The following is a 21,875-nucleotide window of genomic DNA, read 5'->3' as shown; positions in this document are numbered from 1 at the left end:
AGTTAGGTGTTATGGAGATATCAAGAGGGGTTTTTAATGTTATTTTTAAATTGAAATGCTACTGATTTCTTCTGTCTATTATTTTGGTGTTAACCTTTTCTTGCAACCAATTAATTAATATGGATTAAGTGGTTATTATATTTCATCTCGTTGATTTATATTGAATTGTTTTTTCATTATCTTTTTTTTGTAAATATTCTCAGTGTATTCATGGAGGTGACGGGTAAGTGTGGATTTACATTTGACTTACATCAGTTCCTTGTCAACGCTGTAATGGCAATTAAGCTGTTGCAATGTTGACGTCTTGTTATCGATTGGCGTTCTTTTTCTTCAGTCTTTTCATATCGTTCTTCAGCGTTTCGTTCAGGTATTAATAACACGGGCTGTCAACGCGAATGACGAATCATATTCAATAAGAAATCGTGAGAGAGGTACCTATGTCTAATGGACCGTTTTATACCAATCCTATCGTGGTCATCGATGTAGCTAATGATTGCGTGCATGTGGAGATGGCGATCGATGGAGGATTATACGAAAACGTGTTTCCGCTGTCGGTAGCGGCTAATGAACCCTATCCGAAATTGCTGGTGAATCTGGCGATCCAGGCACAGGCGAGCGGTAAATCCTTAATGGTGTGGGGGGAACCCGGCCCAGAGCCGGTTAAAGGCCTGCCGCTGTTTGGTATCACGACCGTGAACATCAAGTAGAGGACGGCAACGCACATTGTGTTTGAAAGCGAAAAGCGCGGTGAGGGATATTCCTTTGATAATGAAAGAAATTCAACACCGCTTTTGGTTATGACTCATAGCGATTAATGATTTAATTTATTCCACTGCCTCATTGCATATTAAACGCGATAAAACACTAATCAGGGATATCGACGTGAAATATTCATTTAATGGCAAGATTTTGGCTGGTTTAATCCTCCTGGCTTTTAACGCGGCGAACGCTCAGGCGGCCGAGGTGCCGGCGGGTGCTAAACTGGCGGAGGTGCAAGAGCTGGTGCGTGCCAACGGGTATGAGCCGGCGACGCTGGATCCGAACCTGGCCGAGAGCAATGTGGAGTTCTACATCTTTAACGATCTGTTCGAAGGGCTGCTGCGCGTCGGGAAAGACGGCGAAGCGGTCCCGGCGCTGGCGCAGAAATGGGAGCATCAGGGCAACGTCTGGACCTTCCATCTGCGGCCGCAGGCCAAATGGTCGAACGGCGATCCGGTGACCGCCGACGATTTTGTCTACAGCTGGCGGCGCCTCACCGATCCGAAAACCGCGTCGCCGTACGGCAGCTATCTGGCTTCGGCCTACGTGCTGAATGCCGCGGCGATCAACGCCGGCAGCAAGCCGCCGAGCGAGCTGGGCGTCAGGGCGCTGGACGCGCACACCCTGCAGGTGACGCTGTCGGAGCCCAATTCCTACCTGCTCAAGCAGCTGGTGCATTTTCCGGTCTTGCCGGTTAACCGCAAGGTGGTGGAGCGGTACGGCAAGAACTGGACTCAACCGGCGCATTTTGTCGGCAACGGCGCATTCCGCCTCAGCCAGTGGGTGGTGAACGAAAAGGTGGTGGTGGAGCGTAATCCGCAGTATTGGGACAACGCCAACACCGTGCTCAACAAGGTGACGTTCTTACCGATACAGGGTTTCCCGGAAGTGGCGCGTTTTCGCGCCGGTGAGGTTGAGTTGGGGTATACCACGCCGCCGGAGCTGTATCAGCAGCTGAAAAAAACGCTCGGCGAGCAACAGCTGGTGACCTATCCGCTGCTCTCCACCAGTTACTTCGCCTTCAACAATCGCCAGGCGCCATTTAACGACCTGCGGGTGCGCCAGGCGCTGAATCTGGCGCTCGACAAAGAGATTATCGCCGGCAAGGTGCTGGGATACGGCCAACAGCCGGCCTGGACCTTTACCCCAACGGGGGCGGGTGGCTATAGCCTGCAGCCCGGCGCTGCGGCCGGCTGGACGCCGGAACAGCGGCACGCCCAGGCGAAGCAGTTGCTGGCGCAGGCCGGTTTCAACGCCGAGAATCCGCTGCGCTTTACCGTGCTGTACAGCAACGACGCCACCATCAAGAAGATCGTCATCGCCGCCGCCGCCATGTGGAAAAAGAACCTTGGGGTAGAAGCCCGCTTGCAAAGCCAGGAGCGTAAAGTGACGCTGGATAATATCAACCGCGGGCAGTACGGCGTGGCCTTTACCCGCTGGCTGGCGGACTATAACGACCCGTCTACTTTCCTGAACGTGTTCCGTTCCGACAGCAGCGAGAACAGCGCCAAATACCATAACCCGGACTATGACCGCATTCTGCACCAGGCGACGGCGGCGCAGACGCCGCAGCAGGTGCAGCGCTACTTCCAGCAGGCCGAGGCGGTGCTGGCCGCCGATACGCCGGTGGCGCCGGTGTACTACGAGGCCAACGCCACGCTCATTAAACCCTACGTGAAGGGGATCGACTTTACCCGCCAGGGCGCCTTGTACGATAAAAACGTCTACCTTCTCGAGCACTGAGAAATAAAAAAACGGCTGATTTATATCAGCCGTTTTTATAGATTCGCGTTTAATAAAATTATCCTAAATACTCCATAAACGACGGGCAATCTTTTCTTCCCGCCGGATAAAACACCGCCTATACTGCGCCGGTAGTTTATATGCAGTATCTCGTTTGGCGAGGCTCCTATACAAACACAGGTTACTGATCTGACGACATCGAGAGATGCCCAAGGTTAAGACAGGCTTTATCGGATTAAGGTTCAGCCCAAAGTAACTTCCGAGCAACAATTCGGATACGTTGTATAGTGCTAAAACCTGGACGCGGAGATAGGCAGTCTGCACTCCCCCTCTGTGGTTACGCCCCTATGCGATTCGCTGTTGAAGTTCAAAACAGAAATAGGGACTGACAAAATGATAAAGTCACATCAACATTATTCTTCTCCGGCGCTGAGCGCGACTGAAACTCTCGACGAGACATCGGTCGCCGGCTATATGAACGCCGATTTTATTACCGTTCCCGCGACGATGACGGTCAATCATGCCCGGGAATATTTACTTTCACAGCTTAAAACGGACGAAATTCCCACCCGGGTATTTATTACCGCGGACGATTATCATCTGCGCGGCACGCTGTCGGTGAAAAAACTGCTGCAGTGCGACGAGCAGGATAAAGCGGTCGGCGTGATGATGGATCACAGCTATTTTCAGGTTTCACCTGACGACGATCGCAACGACGTGGCGCATCTGCTCGGCAAGGGCGGCCTGGACGTGGTGCCGGTCGTGGCGAACAACACGCTGGTCGGCGTGCTGGGGGAGCGAGAGATCGCCCGGCTGGTCGAGGCTGAAAACACCGAAGACGCGCAGCGCCAGGGCGCGAGCCTGCCGCTGGACAAGCCTTATCTGGAGACCAGCCCGTGGGCGCTGTGGCGCAAACGCTCGGTGTGGCTGCTGATGCTGTTCGTCGCCGAGGCTTACACCGGCAACGTGCTCAAGGCGTTTGAAGAGCAACTCGAAGCGGCGATCGCGCTGGCGTTCTTTATCCCGCTGCTGATCGGCACCGGCGGCAACAGCGGCACCCAGATCACCTCGACGTTGGTGCGCGCCATGGCGCTGGGCGAGGTCAGCCTGCGCAATCTTGGCGCGGTGATCCGCAAAGAGGTCACGACCTCGCTGCTGATCGCCGTCACCATTGGCCTGGCGGCCTGGGTGCGCGCCTGGATCATGGGCGTCGGCATGGAGGTGACGCTGGTGGTCAGCCTGTCGCTGGTGGCGATCACCGTGTGGAGCGCGATTGTCTCGTCGATCATTCCGATGCTGTTGAAACGGCTCGGCATCGATCCGGCGGTGGTGTCGGCGCCGTTTATCGCCACCTTTATCGACGGCACCGGCCTGATTATTTATTTCAAAATTGCCCAGTACGTTTTGGGGATTTAAACGGTTCCCGCTCTAAAAAGGGCGGGAGTGTGACAAAAAAGAGGAGGGCGTTAAAAAATATGGATACCGACCAACCCCGATATTTAACGCGAGGGGCTTTTATCGATAACATTTAACCTGAGGAAAAAACAATGGGAAACATGACTATTTTTATGGGATTCCTGGCAATGATCAGCTCACTGGGCCTGTTGGCGGCCTATATGAGCACCAAATGGGATGATTGATGAACGCAAAAGATCCGCCTAGATGCATCCTCCCCGTAACCGTTATTTATTATGGGGAGGATTTTTAGCGGCGCGCCGAACGCGCGGCCTGATACGGGAGTTGATAATAATGACGATTCTTATTCTGGGATTGCTCTACGCCATTTTAATGATCTCGGTTGGCGTTAATGAGATTTATTTTTATTCCACCGGAAAATCCAATTTTCTTACTAGCCTCATGCTGACATTCTCTGGCAGTATGCTGCTGATCGCCGTTGTATGGCAATTATCCTCTAAAATAAAAAAATAAATCACCGTCCGAATGTGAGCAGCATAATGCAGAATGAAAAACAGGCCGTGGCCAGAAACTCGATGATCGCCAGCGGGTTACTGGCCACGGGCAAATTTGTCGCCGGCATTTTTACCGGCAGTATTGGCCTGATATCCGAAGGGATCCACTCTTTCACCGATTTTATCGCCACCAGCATCACCTGGTTGGCGGTGCGCATCAGCGATAAGCCCGCCGATGACGATCACCACTTCGGCCACGGCAAGGTGGAAAACCTGGCGGCGCTGTTCGAGGTGCTGCTGTTGCTGGGCGCCGCCGGTTGGATTGTCTATGAGGCAGGCAGCAGCCTGCTCGGGCAGCCGCATGAGATCGTCGCCGCGCCGGTGGTGATCGCGGTGCTGTTGATTTCCATCTGCGTCGATTTCTTCCGCGTGCGGGCGCTCAACCGCGTCGCCAAAGCGACCGACAGCGCGGCGCTGGAAGCGGATGCGCTGCATTTCTTCTCCGACATGCTTTCGTCCGGCGTGGTGCTGCTGGGCATGGTGTTTGTGCTGCTGGGCTTTGGCCGCGCGGACGCCATCGCCGCGCTGATCGTCGCCGGCTTTATCTTTGTCGCCGCGATCAAACTGGGTAAACGCTCCTTCGATTCACTGATGGATGCCGCGCCCGCCGGGGCTACTGAGGCGATCCGCGCCACGCTGACGCGTTTTCCGGCGGTGCTGGCCTGCGACAGCGTGCGCATTCGCAATGCCGGCGCGGTGCTGTTCGTCGAGATCACGGTGGCGGTGTGCCGCACCTTGCCGCTGGAGCGCATAGACGCGCTGAAGCAAGAGATCGTCGAGCGACTGCGGGAGCACTACGCCAGGGCGGAATTCACCGTCATCGCGGTGCCGCAGACCCGCAGCGATGAAGACATGGCGACGCGCATTCGGGCGATCGCCGCCAACCACGGCGCGCAGGTACAGAATGTGACCTTGCAGCAGCTGCCGACGCGCATGGCGATCGGCATGGATTTGGCGGTGCCGGCCAACGCCAGCGTGGCGCAGGCGCATGACATCGCCACGGAGATAGAGGGGATCCTGCGCCAGGCGATCGGTGAAGACACCGAGATAGAGACGCACCTGGAGCCGCAGACGCCGCACTGGCTGACCAGCGAGGATGTCGAGGCGACGGAGCTGGCCGATATTCGGCGGATCCTGCAGTCGGCGCTGGAGCGAGGGGAGAACGTGCAGGACGTACACAACGTCCGCGCGCGCAAGAGCGACGGCGGCATCATCGTCAACTTCCACTGCCGGGTGTCGCCGGCGGTGACCATCGCCGCCGCGCACGATGCGGTCGATCGGGTCGAGCGCCGGCTGCGCGCGCTTTATCCGGCCATCACGCGCGCGATAGGGCACGTCGAGCCGATCAAGCCCGGCATGTGAATCAGCTCGGCCAACTGCGGGTAGAGCGCCGCGTTGGCCAGCAGCAGCGGGTTGCCGCGCCGCAGCCCGCCGTTGTGCATAAAGTCATTCGCCACGCCGCCGGCTTCGCGCGTCAGCACCCACCCAGGCAGGCTGTCCCAGGCGTTCATATGCGGTTCGTAATAGCCCAGCAGCCGTCCGGCGGCCACCTGGGCGGTCATCAACGCGCCGGAGCCGCTGCGCACGAACATCCCGCCCGCCTGCAGCAGGCGACAAAGAAAGCCGCTGAATTCCGCCGCCGAGGCGCGCGGGGAAATCCCGACGCCCATCACGCCATCCGCGACGCTGCGCCCGGCATGCACAGCGATCGGCTCCCCATTGAGAAAGGCGCCGCCGCCGCGACAGGCGCGGAACATCTCGCGGTGGTTGGGATCGTAGACCACGCCTATCGTCGGCTCGCCGTCGATCACCACGCCTATCGCGATACACCAGGTATGCAATCCGTTCAGGAAGCAGGCGGTGCCGTCAATCGGATCGACGACCCAAATGCAGGCGGCATTCTCGCCGGCGCTGCCGCTTTCCTCGCCGAGAAACCCGTCCTGGGGAAAACGGCGGCTGATCATGCGGCGGATTAGCGCTTCGACGCGGCGATCGGCCTCGCTGACCACGTCCTGCAGCCCCTGTTTGAAGTCAATGGCCAGGGTTTGCCGCCGTTGATAAAAGCTGAAGGCGAGATCGGCGGCGGCGCGGGCGATCTCACGCGCGAAGCGGTAGCGCGCCTCGATGTCCCGTGGGGAAAGTGAAGTCATGGCAGGCTCGATAGCAAAGAACGAATCGGTTAACCCTGCCATAAAAGGATGAAGGTAATGTGTCGAACAGCGCGGCGGGGATGAAAAGCGCAGCTGCATTATGGCATTGGGGGCCGCTGCGCGCGCGTAACCTGCTCAAGGGAAAATGCTATGTCGCACTCCGTCAAAAAACAGGCCGCCGGAGGGCGGCCTGTGGGGTTAGCCCAGATTCAACCGGGCGGTGATGTCGGCAATCTCGCGGCGCCAGCGCGCCTGCAGCGCCGGTTTCTGGTGCTTCGGCTTGCGCGCCAGGTCGTCCTCCAGTTTGCTTTCGAGGGCCAACAGCGCGGCCAACAGCGCTTCTTCGTCTTCCAGTCGTTCGTGCGGCGTCGGGCCGTCTGCGGTGGCCTTGCCCGCCGTCGCCAGCGCCGGCGCTTCGCCCGCCAGGCGCTGATACACCGGCGCCAGATCGTGCCACTCCTCCAGTTTTTGCTGGTCGATCAGCCAAAAGCGGTTGCAGCTTTGTTCGATCAGCATCCGGTCATGGGTGACCAACATGACGGCGCCGGCGAACTGGCGCAGCGTTTCCGCCAACTCTTCTTTGCCCGCCATATCCAGGTGGTTGGTGGGCTCGTCCAGCAGCAGCAGCGAATGGTTGGCCAGCGTCAGGCCGACGAACAGCAGCCGCGAACGCTCGCCGCCGCTCAGCGAACGGATCTGCTGATGATGGCGCAGGTAAGGGAAGCCGGCGCCGATCAGCGCCATTTTCCGCTGTTCCTCGGTCAGCGGCGCAAACTGCGCCAGCGCTTCGCTCAACGTGTCTTCATCGCGCAGCTGTTGCAGGCTCTGATCGTAATAGCCGATGCGCACGCGCGGGTGGAAGAGCGCCGGGCGTTCCGTGGGCTGCTGATACGCCTGCCACAGCAAGCGCAGCAGCGACGATTTGCCGCAGCCGTTGCGCCCGACGATGGCGATGCGATCGCCGCTTTTCACCCGCAGATGTGCCAGGCTGAACAGCACCGGCGCCTCCGGCGCCGGGCGCACGGCCCATTGCGGCAGCGCCAGCAGGCGATCGGCGTCCAGCGCCTCTCCCTGCAGTCGCAGCCGCCACGGGCTGCCGGCGGTCAGGGTGGTCTGTTCTTCCTTCAACCGATCGACGCGCTTTTCCATTTGCTTGGCTTTGCGCGCCAGATCTTCGTTGTCATAGACCTTGCCCCAGGTCGCCAGACGTTTGGCGCTTTTTTCCACCCGGTCTATCTCTTTTTGCTCGGCCCGACGGCGGTGCTCGTCCGCAGCGTCCTGTTCAGCCAGCGCCTGACGCGCGGCGGAGCAGGGCAAGCGGAAAAACTGCAGCGTTTTGTCGCGCAGGATCTAGGTACAGTTGGTCACCTGATCGAGCAGATAGCGATCGTGCGACACCAGCACGAAGCTGCCGTTCCAGCTGCGCAAGAACTGCTCCAGCCACAGCAGCGTGGGCAGATCCAGGTGGTTGCTGGGCTCGTCGAGCAGCAGCAGATCGGGCTGACGGATCAGCGCGCGCGCCAGCAGCAGGCGGGTGTGCTGGCCGCCGCTGAGGGTGCCGGCGGTCAACGTCCAGCTCGCCGGTTCAAACCCCAGCTCGGCGAGCAGCGCTTCACAGCGCCAGCGTTCGCTGAGGTGTTGGCTCGCCGGAAGCCGCGCCAGCACCGCATCCAGCAGAGTGCAGGCGTGCAGCTCGGGCGGCAAGTGTTGTTCGATGCGCGCCATCAGGCATTGTTGTGACAATGTCACCGTTCCGCTGTGGATGGGCAGGGCGCCGCTGAGCAGTTGCAGCAGGGTGCTTTTGCCGCAGCCGTTGTCGCCGATCAAACCGATGCGATCGCCTTTTTTCAGGGTGAAGGAAATCTCGCTCAGCAGGACGCCGAACGCGTTGTCGTAACCGACAGATTGTGCAGACAGTAGTGTGCTCATTGCTTACTCAAGAGTTACAGGCATGACAATGCCTATCGTCAAACATCGCTGACGACAACCCGGTAAGCCGGAGGGAAGATCCTGGATTTTAGTAAGCTTCGCTCAAGCTGGGTTATCGCAGCACGATACCGGTAATGCTTGAGCGGCGACGATTACCAAAGAAGTGTGAGTGAAAAAACAATTCACACGTCAGCATAGTAAGTCTCCTTTTATTGGTTGCAGGTTAATCGGTGGCTGGAGTATAGAGCGCCTTGTGCCGTATCGCCAGTGTAAAAGCGCCTGAATAATCAGCAGGCTAAGGAGGGCGCGCGCGCGTGGCACACAATGGGAATAATTACTGTATTTCGGCCGACATTAAGCAGCTATTATAATTAGCGTTTATGGTTAAGCGACGGTTCATCCGCCGCCTGTTCGTCTGTCTATCAGATAATGATGCTGAGCACTGAATTTATGTTAAAGTCTCGCCCGTTCCTGCTGTTGTTGTTATTGCTGTTTGGTTTGCAACTGACGCCGTTCGGCGCCGTCGCCGCCGCCCAGGATGATCCCGCCGCCGAAAGCGCGCCCGATCCCGCTACGCAGCTGAAAGCCGCGCAAAAGCAGTTGGACAGCATGAAGCAGCTGGTTTCCAAAGCGACCACCGATACACAGCTCAGCAAACTGCGGCTGGCGACCGACGATCTGGTCGCCAGCATGGAAAAGCTCGCCACCGATCTGCAGCCCGAGCAGGACAAACTGAAAGCGCAGCTGGACGTCCTGGGGCCGGCCCCGGCGGCCGGCGCGCTGCCGGAAACCCCGGCGGTGGCCCAGCAGCGCAACGCGCTGAACAACAGCAAGAAACAGCTGGATGATGCGGTAAAACGCGCTCAGGCCATCAAGACCAGCGCCTTCGAGCTCGGGCAACAGATCGGCGATCTGCGCCGGGTGGCGTTTAAAACCCAGCTGGCGCTGAATACCGGCAGCATTCTGGGCATCAAATTCTGGGCGCCGGTGCTGCAGCCGTCCGAAAATGACGTGCAGCGGCTGGATCAGTTCAACGCCGAGATGAAAGCGGCCTGGGATGCCAGTTGGCAGGACGAGTGGCGTTACGGCACGCTGGCGTTGTTGGCGCTGGCGGTGATTGTCTGGTCCTGGGGGCGCTATTTCTCCGAGCGTTTCCTCGCCTGGGTCAGCATCCGTTTCCTGCCGGACGGGCGTCTGCGCCGCAGCTTTATGGCGCTCGTCACCGTGGTGGTGACGGTGATCACCACCTCTATCGCGCTGAACCTGCTGTATTACGTCTTTGTTCGCGTGCAACCGCTGCCGGTGATGCTGGAGGACTTCGCCGAAGGCTTCAACCGTCTGGGGATTTTCTGCGCGCTGATCGCCGGGCTGGGGCGTGCGGCGCTGTCGCTGAATCGCCCGTCGTGGCGCTTGGCTTCCATGGATAACGAGGTGGCCGCCGGGCTGCGTTACTTCTCGCCGCTGCTGGCCGGTCTGGCGTTGGCGTTCGGCACCGTGGAGCTGATCAACAACGTCGTCAGCGCTTCATTGGCCACCACCATCTTCGGCAACGGCCTGGTGGCGGGGCTGATCGGCATGGTGTTGCTGGCGGCGCCGCTGCGCGGCCAGCGCATTCGGCGCCGGCTGGAACAGCAGGGCGCGCACCTGGAAAAACGCACGCTGGTCAGCGGGCTGGTGCACCTCGTCACCCTGGTCTGTTCGGTGGTGATCCTGTTTTCCCTGCTTATCGGCTACATCGCCTTCGCCCGCTTCCTGACCTACCAACTGATCTGGGTGGTGCTGGTGCTGATGGCGTTCTATTTTATGGTGCTGTTCGCCACCGATTTGTGCGCCGCGCTGTTTTCGCCGCAGACCGTCAGCGGCAAGATGCTGAAAAAAACGCTCAGCTTCAAGGATCGCCATTTGGAGCAGATGGCGATCATCACCACGGCGCTGGCCAAATGTTCGCTGTTGCTATTGATGATTGTCTCGCTGTTCAACGGCTCGTTCGGCAGCACCACGCCGGGTTCGCTGATGGAGAAAATCGTCTCCATCCTGACCGGTGAAGGCTTGCAGCGTTTCAACATCGTGCCCGGCAACCTGCTCAACGCCGTGATCTGCCTGGCGATCGGCATCTATATTCTGCGCGCGGTGCGGCGCTGGCTGGGATCTGAACTGCTGCCGAAAACCATCTCGGACGTCGGCATCCGCGCCTCGCTGGTGACGCTGTTCAGCAATATCGGCTATGTGCTGGTGATACTGATCACCCTGGCGGCGCTGGGCATCCAGTGGAGCAACCTGGCGTGGATCGTCAGCGCCCTGTCGGTCGGCATCGGTTTCGGTTTGCAGGAGATCGTGAAGAACTTTATTTCCGGCCTGATCCTGCTGACCGAGCGCCCGGTGAAGGTGGGGGATATGATCGGCATCGGCGGCGTGGAAGGCGACGTGCGGCGCATCAACGTGCGCGCCACCGAAATCCAGCTCAGCGACCGCTCCACCATGATCGTACCGAACTCGCAGCTGATCTCGCAGAACGTGCGCAACGCCACCATGGGCAACGCGCAAGGGGTGGTGACCATCGCGCTGACGTTCCCGACCGACATTGATCCGGAGCAGGTGCGCAATATTCTGCTTAACGCTTACCACGAATACGAAAACATCCTGGAAACGCCGGCGCCTTACGTGCGCTTCAGCCAGCTGGGGCCGGACGGCATTATCCTGAGCGTGACCGGCTATGTGCCGAGCCCGCGCATGGTCGGCGCGACCAAGAGCGAACTGCTGTTCAACATCCTCAAGCTGCTGCGCGCCCAGCGTGTCAGCCTGTCCAGCCCGCAGGAAGTGGTGTTTATGAAGCAGCAGGCGACGCGATATCAGGCCAACGAAGAGGAACACTCCTCCTAGTTCAGCCTTGAGGCGGCGGGCCGTTAAGCGACGGCCCGCCGAATGCGGCTAGTACATCGACGGCTCCACCGATTGCGAACAGTCGCTGTTGGCGCTGGATTTGGTGCAGGTATAAGGCTCATTCGGCGAGGCCGAAGGCGCATTCGACGGGCCGCTACCGCCGCCGATGCACCCGCTCAGCATCAGCATCAAAAACACGAGAGTAATCTTCTTCATCTCACCGTCCTCCATTGCGATTCCTCCCTTAAGTATATGTCGGGAAAGCGAACGGCACCGCTCGCCGGTGCGATCTATACATCCTTCGATGTCTTGTTGGCGCACAACGTCGGCGAATGAGGAGGAAAAGATGCAAACCGACGACGAGTTGACCCGCTTCCAGGCAGGGCTGTGTCAACTATGACGGCGCGCGTCTGGCGGCGCTGCCGTGCGCCAGTCACTTCGCGTCGCTGCTGCGGCCGGCGTTGTTCAACCGTGCGCTGATGGATTTTCTCGCTGGTGTAGCCTTCAATGAGTGTTAAGAAGAACTATTCTTGGTATCGATAAATATTTCCAACTATAAATGTCTCCGCACATCGCCCAATCTTATTTTACTTTTTAGGAACAAGACGGCGGTTTTTGCCGGTGTCAGGCCGTCTGGGGCGCGGCTGCTTCAGCAGTTTCTGCGCCAGACGAGCAACAGCCGTCAATACATTGATACACAAATATATTTTCCCTTGATGAATAAACAGGTGCTCGGGCCGCTAAAACTGGCAATAATAGGTGGGTCGGCCGCTTATCTTCTCCTCATCGTCGACGGTTGTGACACGAACAGATTGTCACCTTACACAGCAGAAGTCTCTGGATCCAAGATGCAAACCACCTCGTTGTCCGATACCCGGAAAATCTGGCCCGCACTCACCGTCTTTTTGTTGGTGTTCGCGGCTTGCCTGCTGGGCATCGTCAGCCGTCCCGTCGGATTTTTGGCGGTATTCTGGCCGGTCAACGCCGTACTGCTGGCGGTTCTGGTGCGCTGCCCGCAGTGGGCTACGCGCGCCGGCTGGGGCATGGCGGTGCTGGGGTATCTGGCGGCGGATTTGCTGACCGGCAGCTCGCTGCAAAAGGCGTTGCTGCTGAACGCCGCCAATCTGACCGGCGTGGTGGTGGGGTATCTGATGTTCATGCGGCTGTCCCCGCCGGCGCGCATGCTGCAGCGCGGCGCCTCCAGCATGTACCTGTTCGGTATTTGCCTGGCCGCCGCCGCCGCGACCGGTGTAGTGGGCGCGGGAGTCTCGCAGTGGCTGTTCGGCAGGCCCTATTTAACCTCGCTGGCGCTGTGGTTCTCGTCCGAATTCACCAACTACGTCACGCTGATGCCGTTTATTCTGGTGTTTCCCGCTGATTGGCGCTATCGCCTGCGCGTGGCCTGCGCCATGTTGACGCAGCGCAGCCAATGGCCGCAGGCGGGGCGGAAAATGGCGGTGTTGGCGCTGCTGGCGCTGGCGGCGGTCTGCAGCGTGCTGATCGGCGGCCCCGGCGCGGTGATCTTTCCCATGCCGGTGCTGCTGTGGCTGGCGATGTCCTTTTCGCTGTTCAGCACCATGATCGCGGTGCTGGTTTATGTGCTGTGGTGCCATCTGGCGATCGATTTCGGGTTACTGAGCACCACGCTCGACATGAAGGTGCTGCAGAACACGGTATCGATGCGTTTGGGCATCGCGCTGCTGGCGCTGGGGCCGATTGCCGTCGCCAGCATGAACTATGCGCGCAACGCGCTGTTGCGCACGCTGGAGCACGTGGCGAGTCACGATGCGTTGACCCACGTGCTGACGCGCAATGCGTTTATGCAGCGCGGCGAGCGAGTGATAGACCAGAAAGGCGAGCTGGTGTGCGTCATGATGCTCGACATCGATTACTTCAAATCGATCAATGACCGTTTCGGCCACGCCGGTGGCGATCAGGCGCTGATGGCGTTTACCCGTGCGATTGCCGCCGATCTGAGCGTCGATGATCTGTTCGGCCGCATGGGCGGGGAAGAGTTCGCCATCGTCTCGACGCTCGGCCAGCCGCAGCAGGGGGTGCAGCTGGCCGAACGGCTGCGGCAACGCATTGAGGCGGAATCGATCACCATGCCAGCCGGCCATCCGCTGCAGATCACCGTCAGCATCGGCATGGTAACCTGCCCGGGCGGTTCCGGCCACAGCCTGGCCGACCTGCTCAAACTGGCGGATCTGGCGGTATACAAAGCGAAAAACGCCGGCCGTAACCGGGTCGCCACGCCGGAATCTTGCCCGCCGAACGATCCTGACCGCTGAACTTCCGATCCGTGCCGCACGCTCGCCGTCTAAACTGGTAGGGGGCGCGGACTACTTTGCCCGCGCTGAACCGACTGTCCTTAATCAGACAAGAGGATATCAGAATGAAATACGTAGACGGGTTTGTAGTGGCGGTGCCGGCCGCCAATAAGGAGGCATATCACCGGTTGGCGGCCGCAGCGGCGCCGCTGTTTAAAGAGTTTGGCGCCACGCGCGTCGTGGAGTGCTGGGGCGATGATGTGCCCGACGGCAAACTTACCGACTTTCGCGGCGCGGTGAAGGCGCAGGAAGGCGAAGTGGTGGTGTTCAGCTGGATAGAGTACCCCTCCAAGGCGGTGCGCGACGCCGCCAACGAGAAAATGATGAACGATCCGCGCATGAAGGCGCTGGGCGAGATGCCGTTTGACGGCAAGCGCATGATCTTTGGCGGGTTCGCGCCGATCCTCGATACCTGAAGGAGGCGCAGATGGCCAGAATTACGCAACATCTGTGGTTTGAAAAAGACATGGAGGCGGCGCTGAATTGCTATGTCGCGCTGATCCCCGGTTCGTCCGTGAACTGGTTTTCCGATCTGCCGGCGGATACGCCGAGCGGCCCGGCCGGCAGCGTGAAGCTGGCTTCCTTCACCCTGGGCGACCAGCGCTATGCGGCGATCGAAGCCGGGCCGTTGGATCCGTTCAACCACAGCTTCTCCGTGATGGTGGAATGCGACGATCAGGCGGAGGTCGACCGGCTGTGGGACGCGTTGTGCGTGGGCGGCGAGGCGGAGCAGTGCGGCTGGCTGCGCGATCGCTGGGGGTTGTGCTGGCAGATCGTGCCGCGGCGCCTGACCGAACTGATGAACGATCCCGACGCCGCGCGCGTGCGGCGGGTCACGGAAGCGATGCTGCTGATGGGCAAAATCGACATCGCCGGCCTGGAAGCGGCGGCGCGGGGTTAGCGGATAAAAGATGCATCGAGAGCGCAGCACTTAACGCATCGGCGCTGGTTTCCCTCGGCATTCCCGGCGGCATCGCCGCGAAAACCGGCGGTGCGCCGATTTTGCCGGGCGTGGCGGGTATTCTGATCTGGTTTGGCGTCGCGGCCGGGTAGCGCCGCGCTTGCATCAATCTGTTGCATCTCAAGCTCAGTATTTATCATTTGTCAGCCGCCGGCGTTCGCGGCATGGTGACGGCAACGCCAAATCAGTCAGGGACACTTATGCAAAAATCACAGATTCAACCGTGGGTTGCGCAGCACCCGCTGTTGCAACGAATGGTCGCCCTCGAGCCTATCACCTGGTTCAATCCGCGCGCGACAACGCTGGCCGCAGGCTTGCCCCATGTCGGCCTGACCGCCGCCAACGTCGTCGCCGCGGAGCAGCGCCTGGCGCGCTTTGCGCCTTATCTCGCCGTGGCCTTCCCGGAAACCCGGCCGACAAAGGGGATCATCGAATCCGAGCTGGTGGCGATCCCCGCCATGCAGCAGGCGTTGGACCTGCGCTATGGGCTGCGGCTTGGCGGGAAGCTGCTGCTGAAAAAGGACAGCCATCTGCCGATCTCCGGCTCAATCAAGGCGCGCGGCGGCATTTACGAGGTGCTGACGCACGCGGAGACGCTGGCGCTGGAGGCGGGGCTGCTGCAGATCGGCGACGACTACGCCCGGCTGTTTTCCGACGAGTTTCGCCAGTTCTTCCGCCAGTACCGCATCGCCGTCGGTTCGACCGGCAACCTGGGGCTCTCTATCGGCATCATCAGCGCCCGACTGGGGTTTGACGTCAGCGTCCACATGTCGGCGGACGCGCGGGCGTGGAAGAAGCAAAAGCTGCGCGACAACGGCGTCACGGTGGTGGAGTACGCCGAAGATTACGGCGTGGCGGTCGAGCAGGGGCGCAAGCAGGCGGCGAGCGATCCGCGCTGTTTCTTTATCGATGATGAAAACTCGCAAACCCTGTTTCTCGGCTACGCGGTGGCCGGCGGCCGCCTGAAGCGGCAGTTTGACCAACAGGGCATCGTGGTGGACGCACAGCATCCGCTGTTCGTGTATCTGCCGTGCGGCGTCGGCGGTGGGCCGGGCGGCGTGGCGTTTGGCCTCAAGCTGGCCTTCGGCGACCATGTTCACTGCGTTTTCGCCGAGCCGACCCATTCGCCCTGCATGTTGCTCGGCGTTTACAGCGGGCTGCACGACGGCATTGCGGTACAGGATCTTGGCATCGATAACCGCACCGCGGCGGACGGGCTGGCGGTGGGACGCGCCTCCGGCTTTGTCGGGCGGGCGATGGAGCGCCTGCTGAGCGCATTTTACACCCTGAGCGACGAAGAGATGTTTGCGCTGCTCGGGCTGTTGGACAAGCACGAGCATATCCAGCTGGAGCCGTCCGCGCTGGCCGGCATGGCCGGGCCGTGGCGCGTTGCGGCCCAGGCGCGGCAGCTCAGCGAGCAAGGCGTGAGCACAGAGAGCCTGACGCAGGCGACGCACCTGGTGTGGGCGACCGGTGGCGGCATGGTGCCGCCGGCGGAAATGGCGAAGTACCTCGCCGCCGGGCAGGCGTCTCTGAGTCAATAAGGGCGTTTCTTGCGCTCGCTCCCTTTTTAGAGGGCGAGCGCCGTTCGAAAAACGTCTGTGCCTTCAGGCCGATGGTCAGCGCCAAACAGGTTAGCGCCAATGTTTCTAAAATGTTAATTGAATCACAAACCCTCATTCTGTGGTAACGGAAAAAACAACTACATCCAATTAATAGTAAATAAAATTATTTTATTTACCGTCCTCTGATGTTCGTTTATCGCACGCTTATTGTTTTAACAATATTGAAGCATTCGCCGTGGGGTGGTTTGATTTAATTGTCGATTAACGAACTATGTTCCGATAATCGCACAAATTAACCCTCTTGCCGGTACGCAACCGGCTGTTCTGTGCGGTGAGGGTTGCCGCACCCCCTGAGGAGCAAGCCATGCCACACGATAACAACGTAGAAATCCGAGGGTTTATCGATGACCAGCCATTTTCTCGCTACCAGTGGTTGATACTGGTTTTGTGTTTCTTGGCGGTAGCGCTGGACGGCTTCGATACCGCCATTATCGGTTTCATTGCCACGTCGCTGGTGCAGGAATGGGGAATAGAAAAAACCTCTCTGGGGCCGGTGATGAGCGCTGCTTTGGTCGGCCTGGCGGTGGGCGCGTTGGCCGCCGGGCCGTTGGCGGACCGTATCGGGCGTAAGAAAGTGCTGGTGATCTCGCTGCTGCTGTTCGGCGGCTTCAGTTTGCTGACCGCCTTCGCCGGCTCGCTGTCGACGCTGACGCTGTTGCGTTTCCTGACGGGGCTGGGATTGGGGGCGGCCATGCCCAATGCCGCCACGCTGATGTCGGAATATGCGCCTCAGCGCTGCCGGGCTTTGATGGTGAATCTGATGTTTTGCGGTTTTCCTCTCGGCTCATCGCTGGGCGGCTTTTCTTCCGCCTGGCTGATCCCGCATTTCGGCTGGCAGAGCGTGATGGTTCTGGGTGGCGTCATGCCGCTGCTGCTGGCGCTGGTCTTGATCGCCGCCTTGCCCGAATCCGCGCGCTTTATGGTTGCGCGCGGCTATGCCGCAGAACGCATCGCCAAAGTGTTGAAGCGCATTGCGCCACTGCCAAAGACGCCGCATTTCATGTTGCAGGAAGAGGGGCAGATAAAGGCGGCCTCGCCGCTGGGGATGATTTTTTCCCGTCGCTATCTGCTGGGCACCTTGATGCTGTGCCTGACTTACTTTATGGGGTTGATGATTTTCTATCTGCTGACCAGTTGGCTGCCCCTGTTGATCCGTGAAACCGGCGCTTCCGTCACGCAGGCGTCGCTGATCACCGCGCTGTTTCCGCTCGGCGGGGGGCTCGGCGTATTGATTATCGGTTGGTTGATGGATCGCATGAACCCGCACAAGGTGGTGGCCGTCGGCTATTTGCTCACCGGCCTGTTCGTCGGCATCATCGGCTTTGTCTATGCCTACCCGCCGCTGATGGCGATCACGGTGTTCATCGCCGGCACCTGCATGAACGGCGCGCAGTCATCCATGCCGGCCCTGGCGGCCGGATTTTATCCCACCCAGAGCCGGGCGACCGGCGTGGCATGGATGCTCGGTCTCGGGCGTTTTGGCGGCATTCTGGGGGCGATGAGCGGTGGTGCGCTGATGCAGATGCAGCTGTCGTTCAGCACCATATTCACACTGCTGGCTATCCCGGCGCTGATCGCGGCGCTGGCGTTGATCGCCAAGCACCTTTCCGGCTACCCGGCGCTGCCGGCGCCGCTCAATAAAAATGCTGTGAGGGAATAATACTATGCGCACACAGGTTGCGATAATCGGCGCCGGACCGGCCGGCTTGATGTTGTCTCATCTGCTGCATCTGCATGGCGTGGAATCGGTGGTGTTGGAAACGCGCAGCCGGGCGGCGGTGGAATCGACCATTCGCGCCGGGGTGCTCGAACAAGGGACGGTCGATCTGCTCAACCAGGTCGGATTGGGAGAGCGGATGCGGCGGGAAGGGGCGCGGCATCAGGGCATCCGGCTGGCATTCGGTGGCCGTCAGCACCGCATCGATCTGGCGGGATTGACCGACCGCGCCGTCACCGTTTATGCCCAGCACGAAGTCTTGAAAGACCTGATCGCCGCGCGTGTGGCGGCGCAGGGGCAACTGTTTTTCGAGGTGGAGCAGGTTGAATTGAAGGCGCTGGACAGCGCGCAGCCCGAGGTTCACTACCGTCACGCAGACCAGCCGCGCCGGCTCCGCTGCGACTTCGTCATCGGATGCGACGGATTCCACGGCATCAGCCGCGCGGCGATGCCCGGCGGGCTGCGGCAGGATTACACCCGCATCTATCCGTTCGGCTGGTTCGGCATTCTGGTCGAAGCGCCGCCCTCCAGCGATGAGCTGATCTACGCCTGCCATCCGCGCGGCTTTGCGCTGATCAGCACCCGTTCGGCCGGTGTACAGCGCATGTATTTTCAGTGCGATCCGGCGGAACAGGTCGATCAATGGTCGGACGACCGCATCTGGCACGAACTGGAACAGCGGCTGGAAAACCATGAAGGCTGGGCGCTGAAAAAGGGCCGTATCTTCCAGAAAAACGTGGTCGGCATGCGCAGCTTCGTTACAGAACCGATGCGTTACAGACGCCTGCTGCTGGCGGGCGACGCGGCGCATATCGTGCCGCCGACCGGCGCCAAAGGGCTGAATCTGGCGATGGCCGATGTCTGCCTGTTGTCCCAGGCGCTGGAAACGTTTTACCGGCGAGGCGACTGGCAACGGCTGGACGAGTACAGCGACACCGCCTTGCAGCGGGTCTGGCGCGCAGAGCATTTTTCCTGGTGGATGACCCACATGCTGCATACCCGTCGGGACGACACGCCTTTCGAGCATCGGCTGCAACTGTCAGAATTGCAGTACACGGTGAAATCGCGCAGCGCCATGACGATGCTGGCGGAGAATTATGTCGGGGCGCCATTCCCGGCACTATAAGCGAAAACGCCCATGCCGTGAGGCATGGGCGGCGTGCGGCGAGCAGAGCCACCTGATTGCCTGCGTGCGGTTACAGCTGTTCGCCGTTGCTGGCGATCACCCGGCGATACCAGTCGAAGCTCTTCTTGCGCGAACGTTCGAGCGTGCCGGTGCCGTCGTCGTGTTTGTCGACGTAGATGAAGCCGTAGCGTTTGCTGTACTCGCCGGTGGTGAACGACACGCAGTCGATGCAGCCCCACGGCGTGTAGCCGATCAGGTCTACGCCGTCTTCAATCACCGCTTTTTTCATCTCTTCGATATGGGCGCGCAGATAGTCGATGCGGTAGTCATCGTTGATCTGACCGTCCGCTTCCACCTTGTCGAAGGCGCCGAAGCCGTTCTCCACGATAAACAGCGGTTTCTGATAGCGCTCATACAGCACGTTCAGCGAATAGCGTAGCCCGACCGGATCGATCTGCCAGCCCCAGTCGGAGGCCTTGACGTGCGGGTTCGGCACGTTGCCCGGGAAGCCGAACATGCCGTCGCTGCCGTCCACCGCGTTAGCCTGCAGGGCGTTGCTCATGTAATAACTGAAACCGATGTAGTCGGTGCAGCCCTCGCGCAGGATCTGCGCGTCCTGCGGCTGCATCTCGATCTTCAGCCCTTTGCGTTCCCAATCGCGCAGCAGGTAGCTTGGGTAGTAGCCGCGCATCTGCACGTCGGTATACAGATAGCGTTGGTGCATCGCTTCCACGGCGTACATCACGTCGTCCGGCTTGCAGGAGTACGGGTAGAACGGCACGCAGGCCAGCATGCAGCCGATCTTGAATTCCGGGTTGATCTGATGGCCGAGTTTGACCACCTGCGCGCTGGCGACGAACTGGTGGTGCAGCACCTGATACAGCGCCTGTTCCGGGTTGTCTTCCCGGGTGTAATCCACGCCGGAGCAGCAGTAGCCGAACAGCGGATAGCGGTAGTTGCTCTGGTTGTTGATCTCGTTGAAGGTCATCCAGTACTTCACTTTTTCGCGGTAGCGGCGCATCACCACCTCGCTGAAGCGCACGAAGAACTCCACCACCCGGCGATTTTTCCAGCCGCCGTAGGCCTTCACCAGATGGTAAGGCATTTCGAAGTGGGACAGGGTGATCACCGGCTGGATGCCGTATTTCAGCAGTTCGTCGAACAGGTCGTCGTAAAACTGCAGGCCGGCTTCGTTCGGCGCCGCTTCGTCGCCGTTCGGGAAGATGCGCGTCCAGGCGATGGAGGTGCGGAAGCATTTGAAGCCCATCTCGGCGAACAGCGCCACGTCCTGCTTATAGCGGCCGTAGAAATCCACCGCTTCGTGGTTGGGGTAGCGATAGCCGTCGAGCACGCCGTCGGTCATCACGCGATCCACGCCGTGCGAGCCGCCGGACAGCACGTCGGCGATGCTGGGCCCTTTGCCGCCCCGATCCCAACCGCCTTCAACCTGGTGCGCGGCGACCGCGCCCCCCCACAGAAAATCCTTCGGCAACTGTTTCATCGTCAATGTCTCATCGGTTTATTTAATGAAGGGTAATAACGCTGCGTTGAGAATAGAGTAGCAAGAGCGAAAGAAATGTCACGATATAACAAATCACCGTGGAAAGTGATTTGTCACAATAAAAAAACAGCCTGTTTTATTTGGCCGAATTAATATGCCCAAGCCGTTTGCCGATGGTTTCAATAATGTAAAGCACGGGGATCTGCGTGGTGATATTGTGATGCCCGCCGATCAAATGCTGCGGAACGTGGTAGGAGAGGTTGAAGTCCGCCAGCCGCAGGATCTCTTCGGTTTCGCCGGTAACCGACAGCACGATCGCCACCGCGTTTTTATACATGTCGCTGTTGACGGGATAATAAGGATCGTCGATATGAGTGCTGAATTTCCCGACGTTGGAAAAAAAACGCGCGCCATATTTCCCCAATGCGCCTGAGGTGCTGATGCCGACGAAAATAATTCGCTCGGCGGCGGCGATATGCTGCACCGCCTGATCGATCAGCTGATTAAACTCATCGTTGCTGACGCTTTTAAAAAAGCTGAGGATTTCGCCGATGCCGGAATCGACCGGCGGCGCATCGCTCTGTTCGAGATACAGCTTGAAACGGATGCGAAATTCCGAATAGCCGTCACAGCCCATTTTCTTGCAAAACCGCAGCACGGTGGTGGTGGACACGCCGGCGGCCTCGGCCAGCTCGCGGATGGTCATGTACATCACTTGATTCTTGTGTTTGCTGACGTAGTTATAAACCATCAGCTCCAGGGCGTTGAGCTCGGCGATTGCTTTATGGGTAAACATGAGTCGGTCCGGCGGCTGAAAACGGGAAGCTTATCTGCGGCTTAACATAGCAAAATTCACCGCCGCTGGCACTGCCGGGCAAAAAGAAAAGCCGCACCAGTCAGGCGCGGCCCAGGGTTCACGACGAACAAATAAAGCAAAACGTTCCGGAAGACATGCCATGAAAACGCGTTTCATCACACCGGGTTAGCATAAGTCAGCGGATCCCGGCGGCAAAATGCCGGTTTCTGCTTTCTAAAGTGAAAGATCGGCAAAGTTATGGCGCCGAGGCCGCGTTGGCGAACGCCAATAATCGCGGCGCGCAATCATAAAACCGAGCTTATCTATAGGAAATTTATAGAAAATACCCACTTTTCGTTAAAGCCATGACGGCTACATTCCCTTAACA

At 59.4% G+C, this 21,875-nt stretch carries 18 protein-coding genes, 1 pseudogene and 1 riboswitch; of the genes and pseudogenes, 13 read left to right on the top strand and 6 right to left on the bottom strand.

Annotated features, from left to right (window positions below; genetic code table 11):
- Positions 1 to 437 precede the first annotated feature (437 nt).
- The 6 genes from REA38_RS07855 to REA38_RS07830 all read left to right on the top strand — a co-directional run bounded on the left by REA38_RS07855 (position 438) and on the right by REA38_RS07830 (position 5,834).
- Positions 438 to 707, top strand: coding sequence for a hypothetical protein (locus REA38_RS07855; protein ID WP_033643162.1), 270 nt, complete (start codon positions 438 to 440; stop codon positions 705 to 707).
- A gap of 175 nt (positions 708 to 882) precedes the next feature.
- On the top strand, positions 883 to 2,502 hold the full coding sequence (locus tag REA38_RS07850; protein ID WP_193146308.1) for an ABC transporter substrate-binding protein: 1,620 nt from the start codon (positions 883 to 885) through the stop codon (positions 2,500 to 2,502).
- 142 nt (positions 2,503 to 2,644) lie between these two features.
- A riboswitch (M-box (ykoK) riboswitch) is annotated at positions 2,645 to 2,818 on the top strand.
- A gap of 77 nt (positions 2,819 to 2,895) precedes the next feature.
- Positions 2,896 to 3,918, top strand: a complete 1,023-nt coding sequence (locus REA38_RS07845; protein ID WP_033653108.1) for a magnesium transporter — start codon at positions 2,896 to 2,898, stop codon at positions 3,916 to 3,918.
- Positions 3,919 to 4,049: 131 nt separating this feature from the next.
- Entirely contained in the window at positions 4,050 to 4,142 is a 93-nt protein-coding gene (gene mgtS, locus REA38_RS07840; protein WP_004938109.1) for a protein MgtS, read from the top strand.
- A 109-nt stretch (positions 4,143 to 4,251) separates the two neighbouring features.
- Positions 4,252 to 4,431 (top strand): hypothetical protein, encoded by a 180-nt coding sequence (locus tag REA38_RS07835; protein ID WP_033634607.1) that lies wholly within the window; start codon positions 4,252 to 4,254, stop codon positions 4,429 to 4,431.
- Positions 4,432 to 4,457: 26 nt separating this feature from the next.
- Positions 4,458 to 5,834 (top strand): cation diffusion facilitator family transporter, encoded by a 1,377-nt coding sequence (locus REA38_RS07830; RefSeq protein WP_308885574.1) that lies wholly within the window; start codon positions 4,458 to 4,460, stop codon positions 5,832 to 5,834.
- On the opposite strand, the gene REA38_RS07825 is transcribed toward REA38_RS07830, so the two are convergent.
- Positions 5,777 to 6,622 carry an inositol monophosphatase family protein gene (locus REA38_RS07825; protein WP_308885573.1) on the bottom strand — a complete coding sequence of 282 codons (846 nt, stop codon included), beginning with the start codon at positions 6,620 to 6,622 and terminating at the stop codon, positions 5,777 to 5,779. The genes REA38_RS07830 and REA38_RS07825 overlap by 58 nt on opposite strands.
- A 198-nt stretch (positions 6,623 to 6,820) precedes the next feature.
- Positions 6,821 to 8,551: pseudogene (locus tag REA38_RS07820) on the bottom strand (ABC-F family ATP-binding cassette domain-containing protein).
- Between the two features lie 450 nt (positions 8,552 to 9,001).
- Here REA38_RS07820 and REA38_RS07815 point away from each other — a divergent pair.
- Positions 9,002 to 11,431 carry a DUF3772 domain-containing protein gene (locus REA38_RS07815; RefSeq protein WP_308885571.1) on the top strand — a complete coding sequence of 810 codons (2,430 nt, stop codon included), beginning with the start codon at positions 9,002 to 9,004 and terminating at the stop codon, positions 11,429 to 11,431.
- Between the two features lie 48 nt (positions 11,432 to 11,479).
- On the opposite strand, the gene REA38_RS07810 is transcribed toward REA38_RS07815, so the two are convergent.
- Positions 11,480 to 11,647: a hypothetical protein gene (locus REA38_RS07810; RefSeq protein WP_226873088.1), complete on the bottom strand. Its 168-nt coding sequence runs from the start codon at positions 11,645 to 11,647 to the stop codon at positions 11,480 to 11,482.
- 632 nt (positions 11,648 to 12,279) lie between these two features.
- Here REA38_RS07810 and REA38_RS07805 point away from each other — a divergent pair.
- The 3 genes from REA38_RS07805 (at position 12,280) to REA38_RS07795 (ending at position 14,662) form a co-directional block, all read left to right on the top strand.
- Positions 12,280 to 13,722 (top strand): diguanylate cyclase, encoded by a 1,443-nt coding sequence (locus REA38_RS07805; protein ID WP_308885569.1) that lies wholly within the window; start codon positions 12,280 to 12,282, stop codon positions 13,720 to 13,722.
- A gap of 104 nt (positions 13,723 to 13,826) precedes the next feature.
- The gene (locus REA38_RS07800) at positions 13,827 to 14,177 is read left to right on the top strand and encodes a DUF1428 domain-containing protein (RefSeq protein WP_033634599.1); all 351 of its coding nucleotides are present in this window, start codon (positions 13,827 to 13,829) and stop codon (positions 14,175 to 14,177) included.
- A gap of 11 nt (positions 14,178 to 14,188) precedes the next feature.
- A complete protein-coding gene (locus tag REA38_RS07795; RefSeq protein WP_033634598.1) occupies positions 14,189 to 14,662 on the top strand; it encodes a VOC family protein in 474 nt (157 codons plus the stop codon).
- Here the strand turns inward: REA38_RS07795 and REA38_RS07790 are convergent.
- Positions 14,659 to 14,841: a hypothetical protein gene (locus REA38_RS07790; RefSeq protein ID WP_154231753.1), complete on the bottom strand. Its 183-nt coding sequence runs from the start codon at positions 14,839 to 14,841 to the stop codon at positions 14,659 to 14,661. The two genes, REA38_RS07795 and REA38_RS07790, sit on opposite strands and share 4 nt — an antisense overlap.
- Positions 14,842 to 14,922: 81 nt before the next feature.
- On the opposite strand from REA38_RS07790, the gene REA38_RS07785 reads away from it, so the two are divergent.
- The 3 genes from REA38_RS07785 to REA38_RS07775 all read left to right on the top strand — a co-directional run bounded on the left by REA38_RS07785 (position 14,923) and on the right by REA38_RS07775 (position 19,190).
- Complete coding sequence (locus REA38_RS07785) at positions 14,923 to 16,266, top strand: D-serine ammonia-lyase (protein ID WP_308885564.1); 1,344 nt, start codon at positions 14,923 to 14,925, stop codon at positions 16,264 to 16,266.
- A 385-nt stretch (positions 16,267 to 16,651) separates the two neighbouring features.
- The gene (locus tag REA38_RS07780; protein WP_164134207.1) at positions 16,652 to 18,007 is read left to right on the top strand and encodes an MFS transporter; all 1,356 of its coding nucleotides are present in this window, start codon (positions 16,652 to 16,654) and stop codon (positions 18,005 to 18,007) included.
- Positions 18,008 to 18,011: 4 nt separating this feature from the next.
- A complete protein-coding gene (locus tag REA38_RS07775; RefSeq protein WP_033653116.1) occupies positions 18,012 to 19,190 on the top strand; it encodes a 4-hydroxybenzoate 3-monooxygenase in 1,179 nt (392 codons plus the stop codon).
- 70 nt (positions 19,191 to 19,260) lie between these two features.
- Here the strand turns inward: REA38_RS07775 and REA38_RS07770 are convergent, their stop codons facing one another.
- Complete coding sequence (locus REA38_RS07770) at positions 19,261 to 20,697, bottom strand: 6-phospho-beta-glucosidase (protein ID WP_101426945.1); 1,437 nt, start codon at positions 20,695 to 20,697, stop codon at positions 19,261 to 19,263.
- Positions 20,698 to 20,827: 130 nt separating this feature from the next.
- Positions 20,828 to 21,487, bottom strand: a complete 660-nt coding sequence (locus REA38_RS07765; protein ID WP_308885560.1) for a MurR/RpiR family transcriptional regulator — start codon at positions 21,485 to 21,487, stop codon at positions 20,828 to 20,830.
- Positions 21,488 to 21,875: the final 388 nt, after the last annotated feature.

It is taken from the genome of Serratia sp. MF1(2023), from assembly GCF_030954545.1.
Lineage (GTDB): Bacteria > Pseudomonadota > Gammaproteobacteria > Enterobacterales > Enterobacteriaceae > Serratia > Serratia sarumanii.
This window is presented reverse-complemented; position numbering and strand designations above follow the sequence as displayed.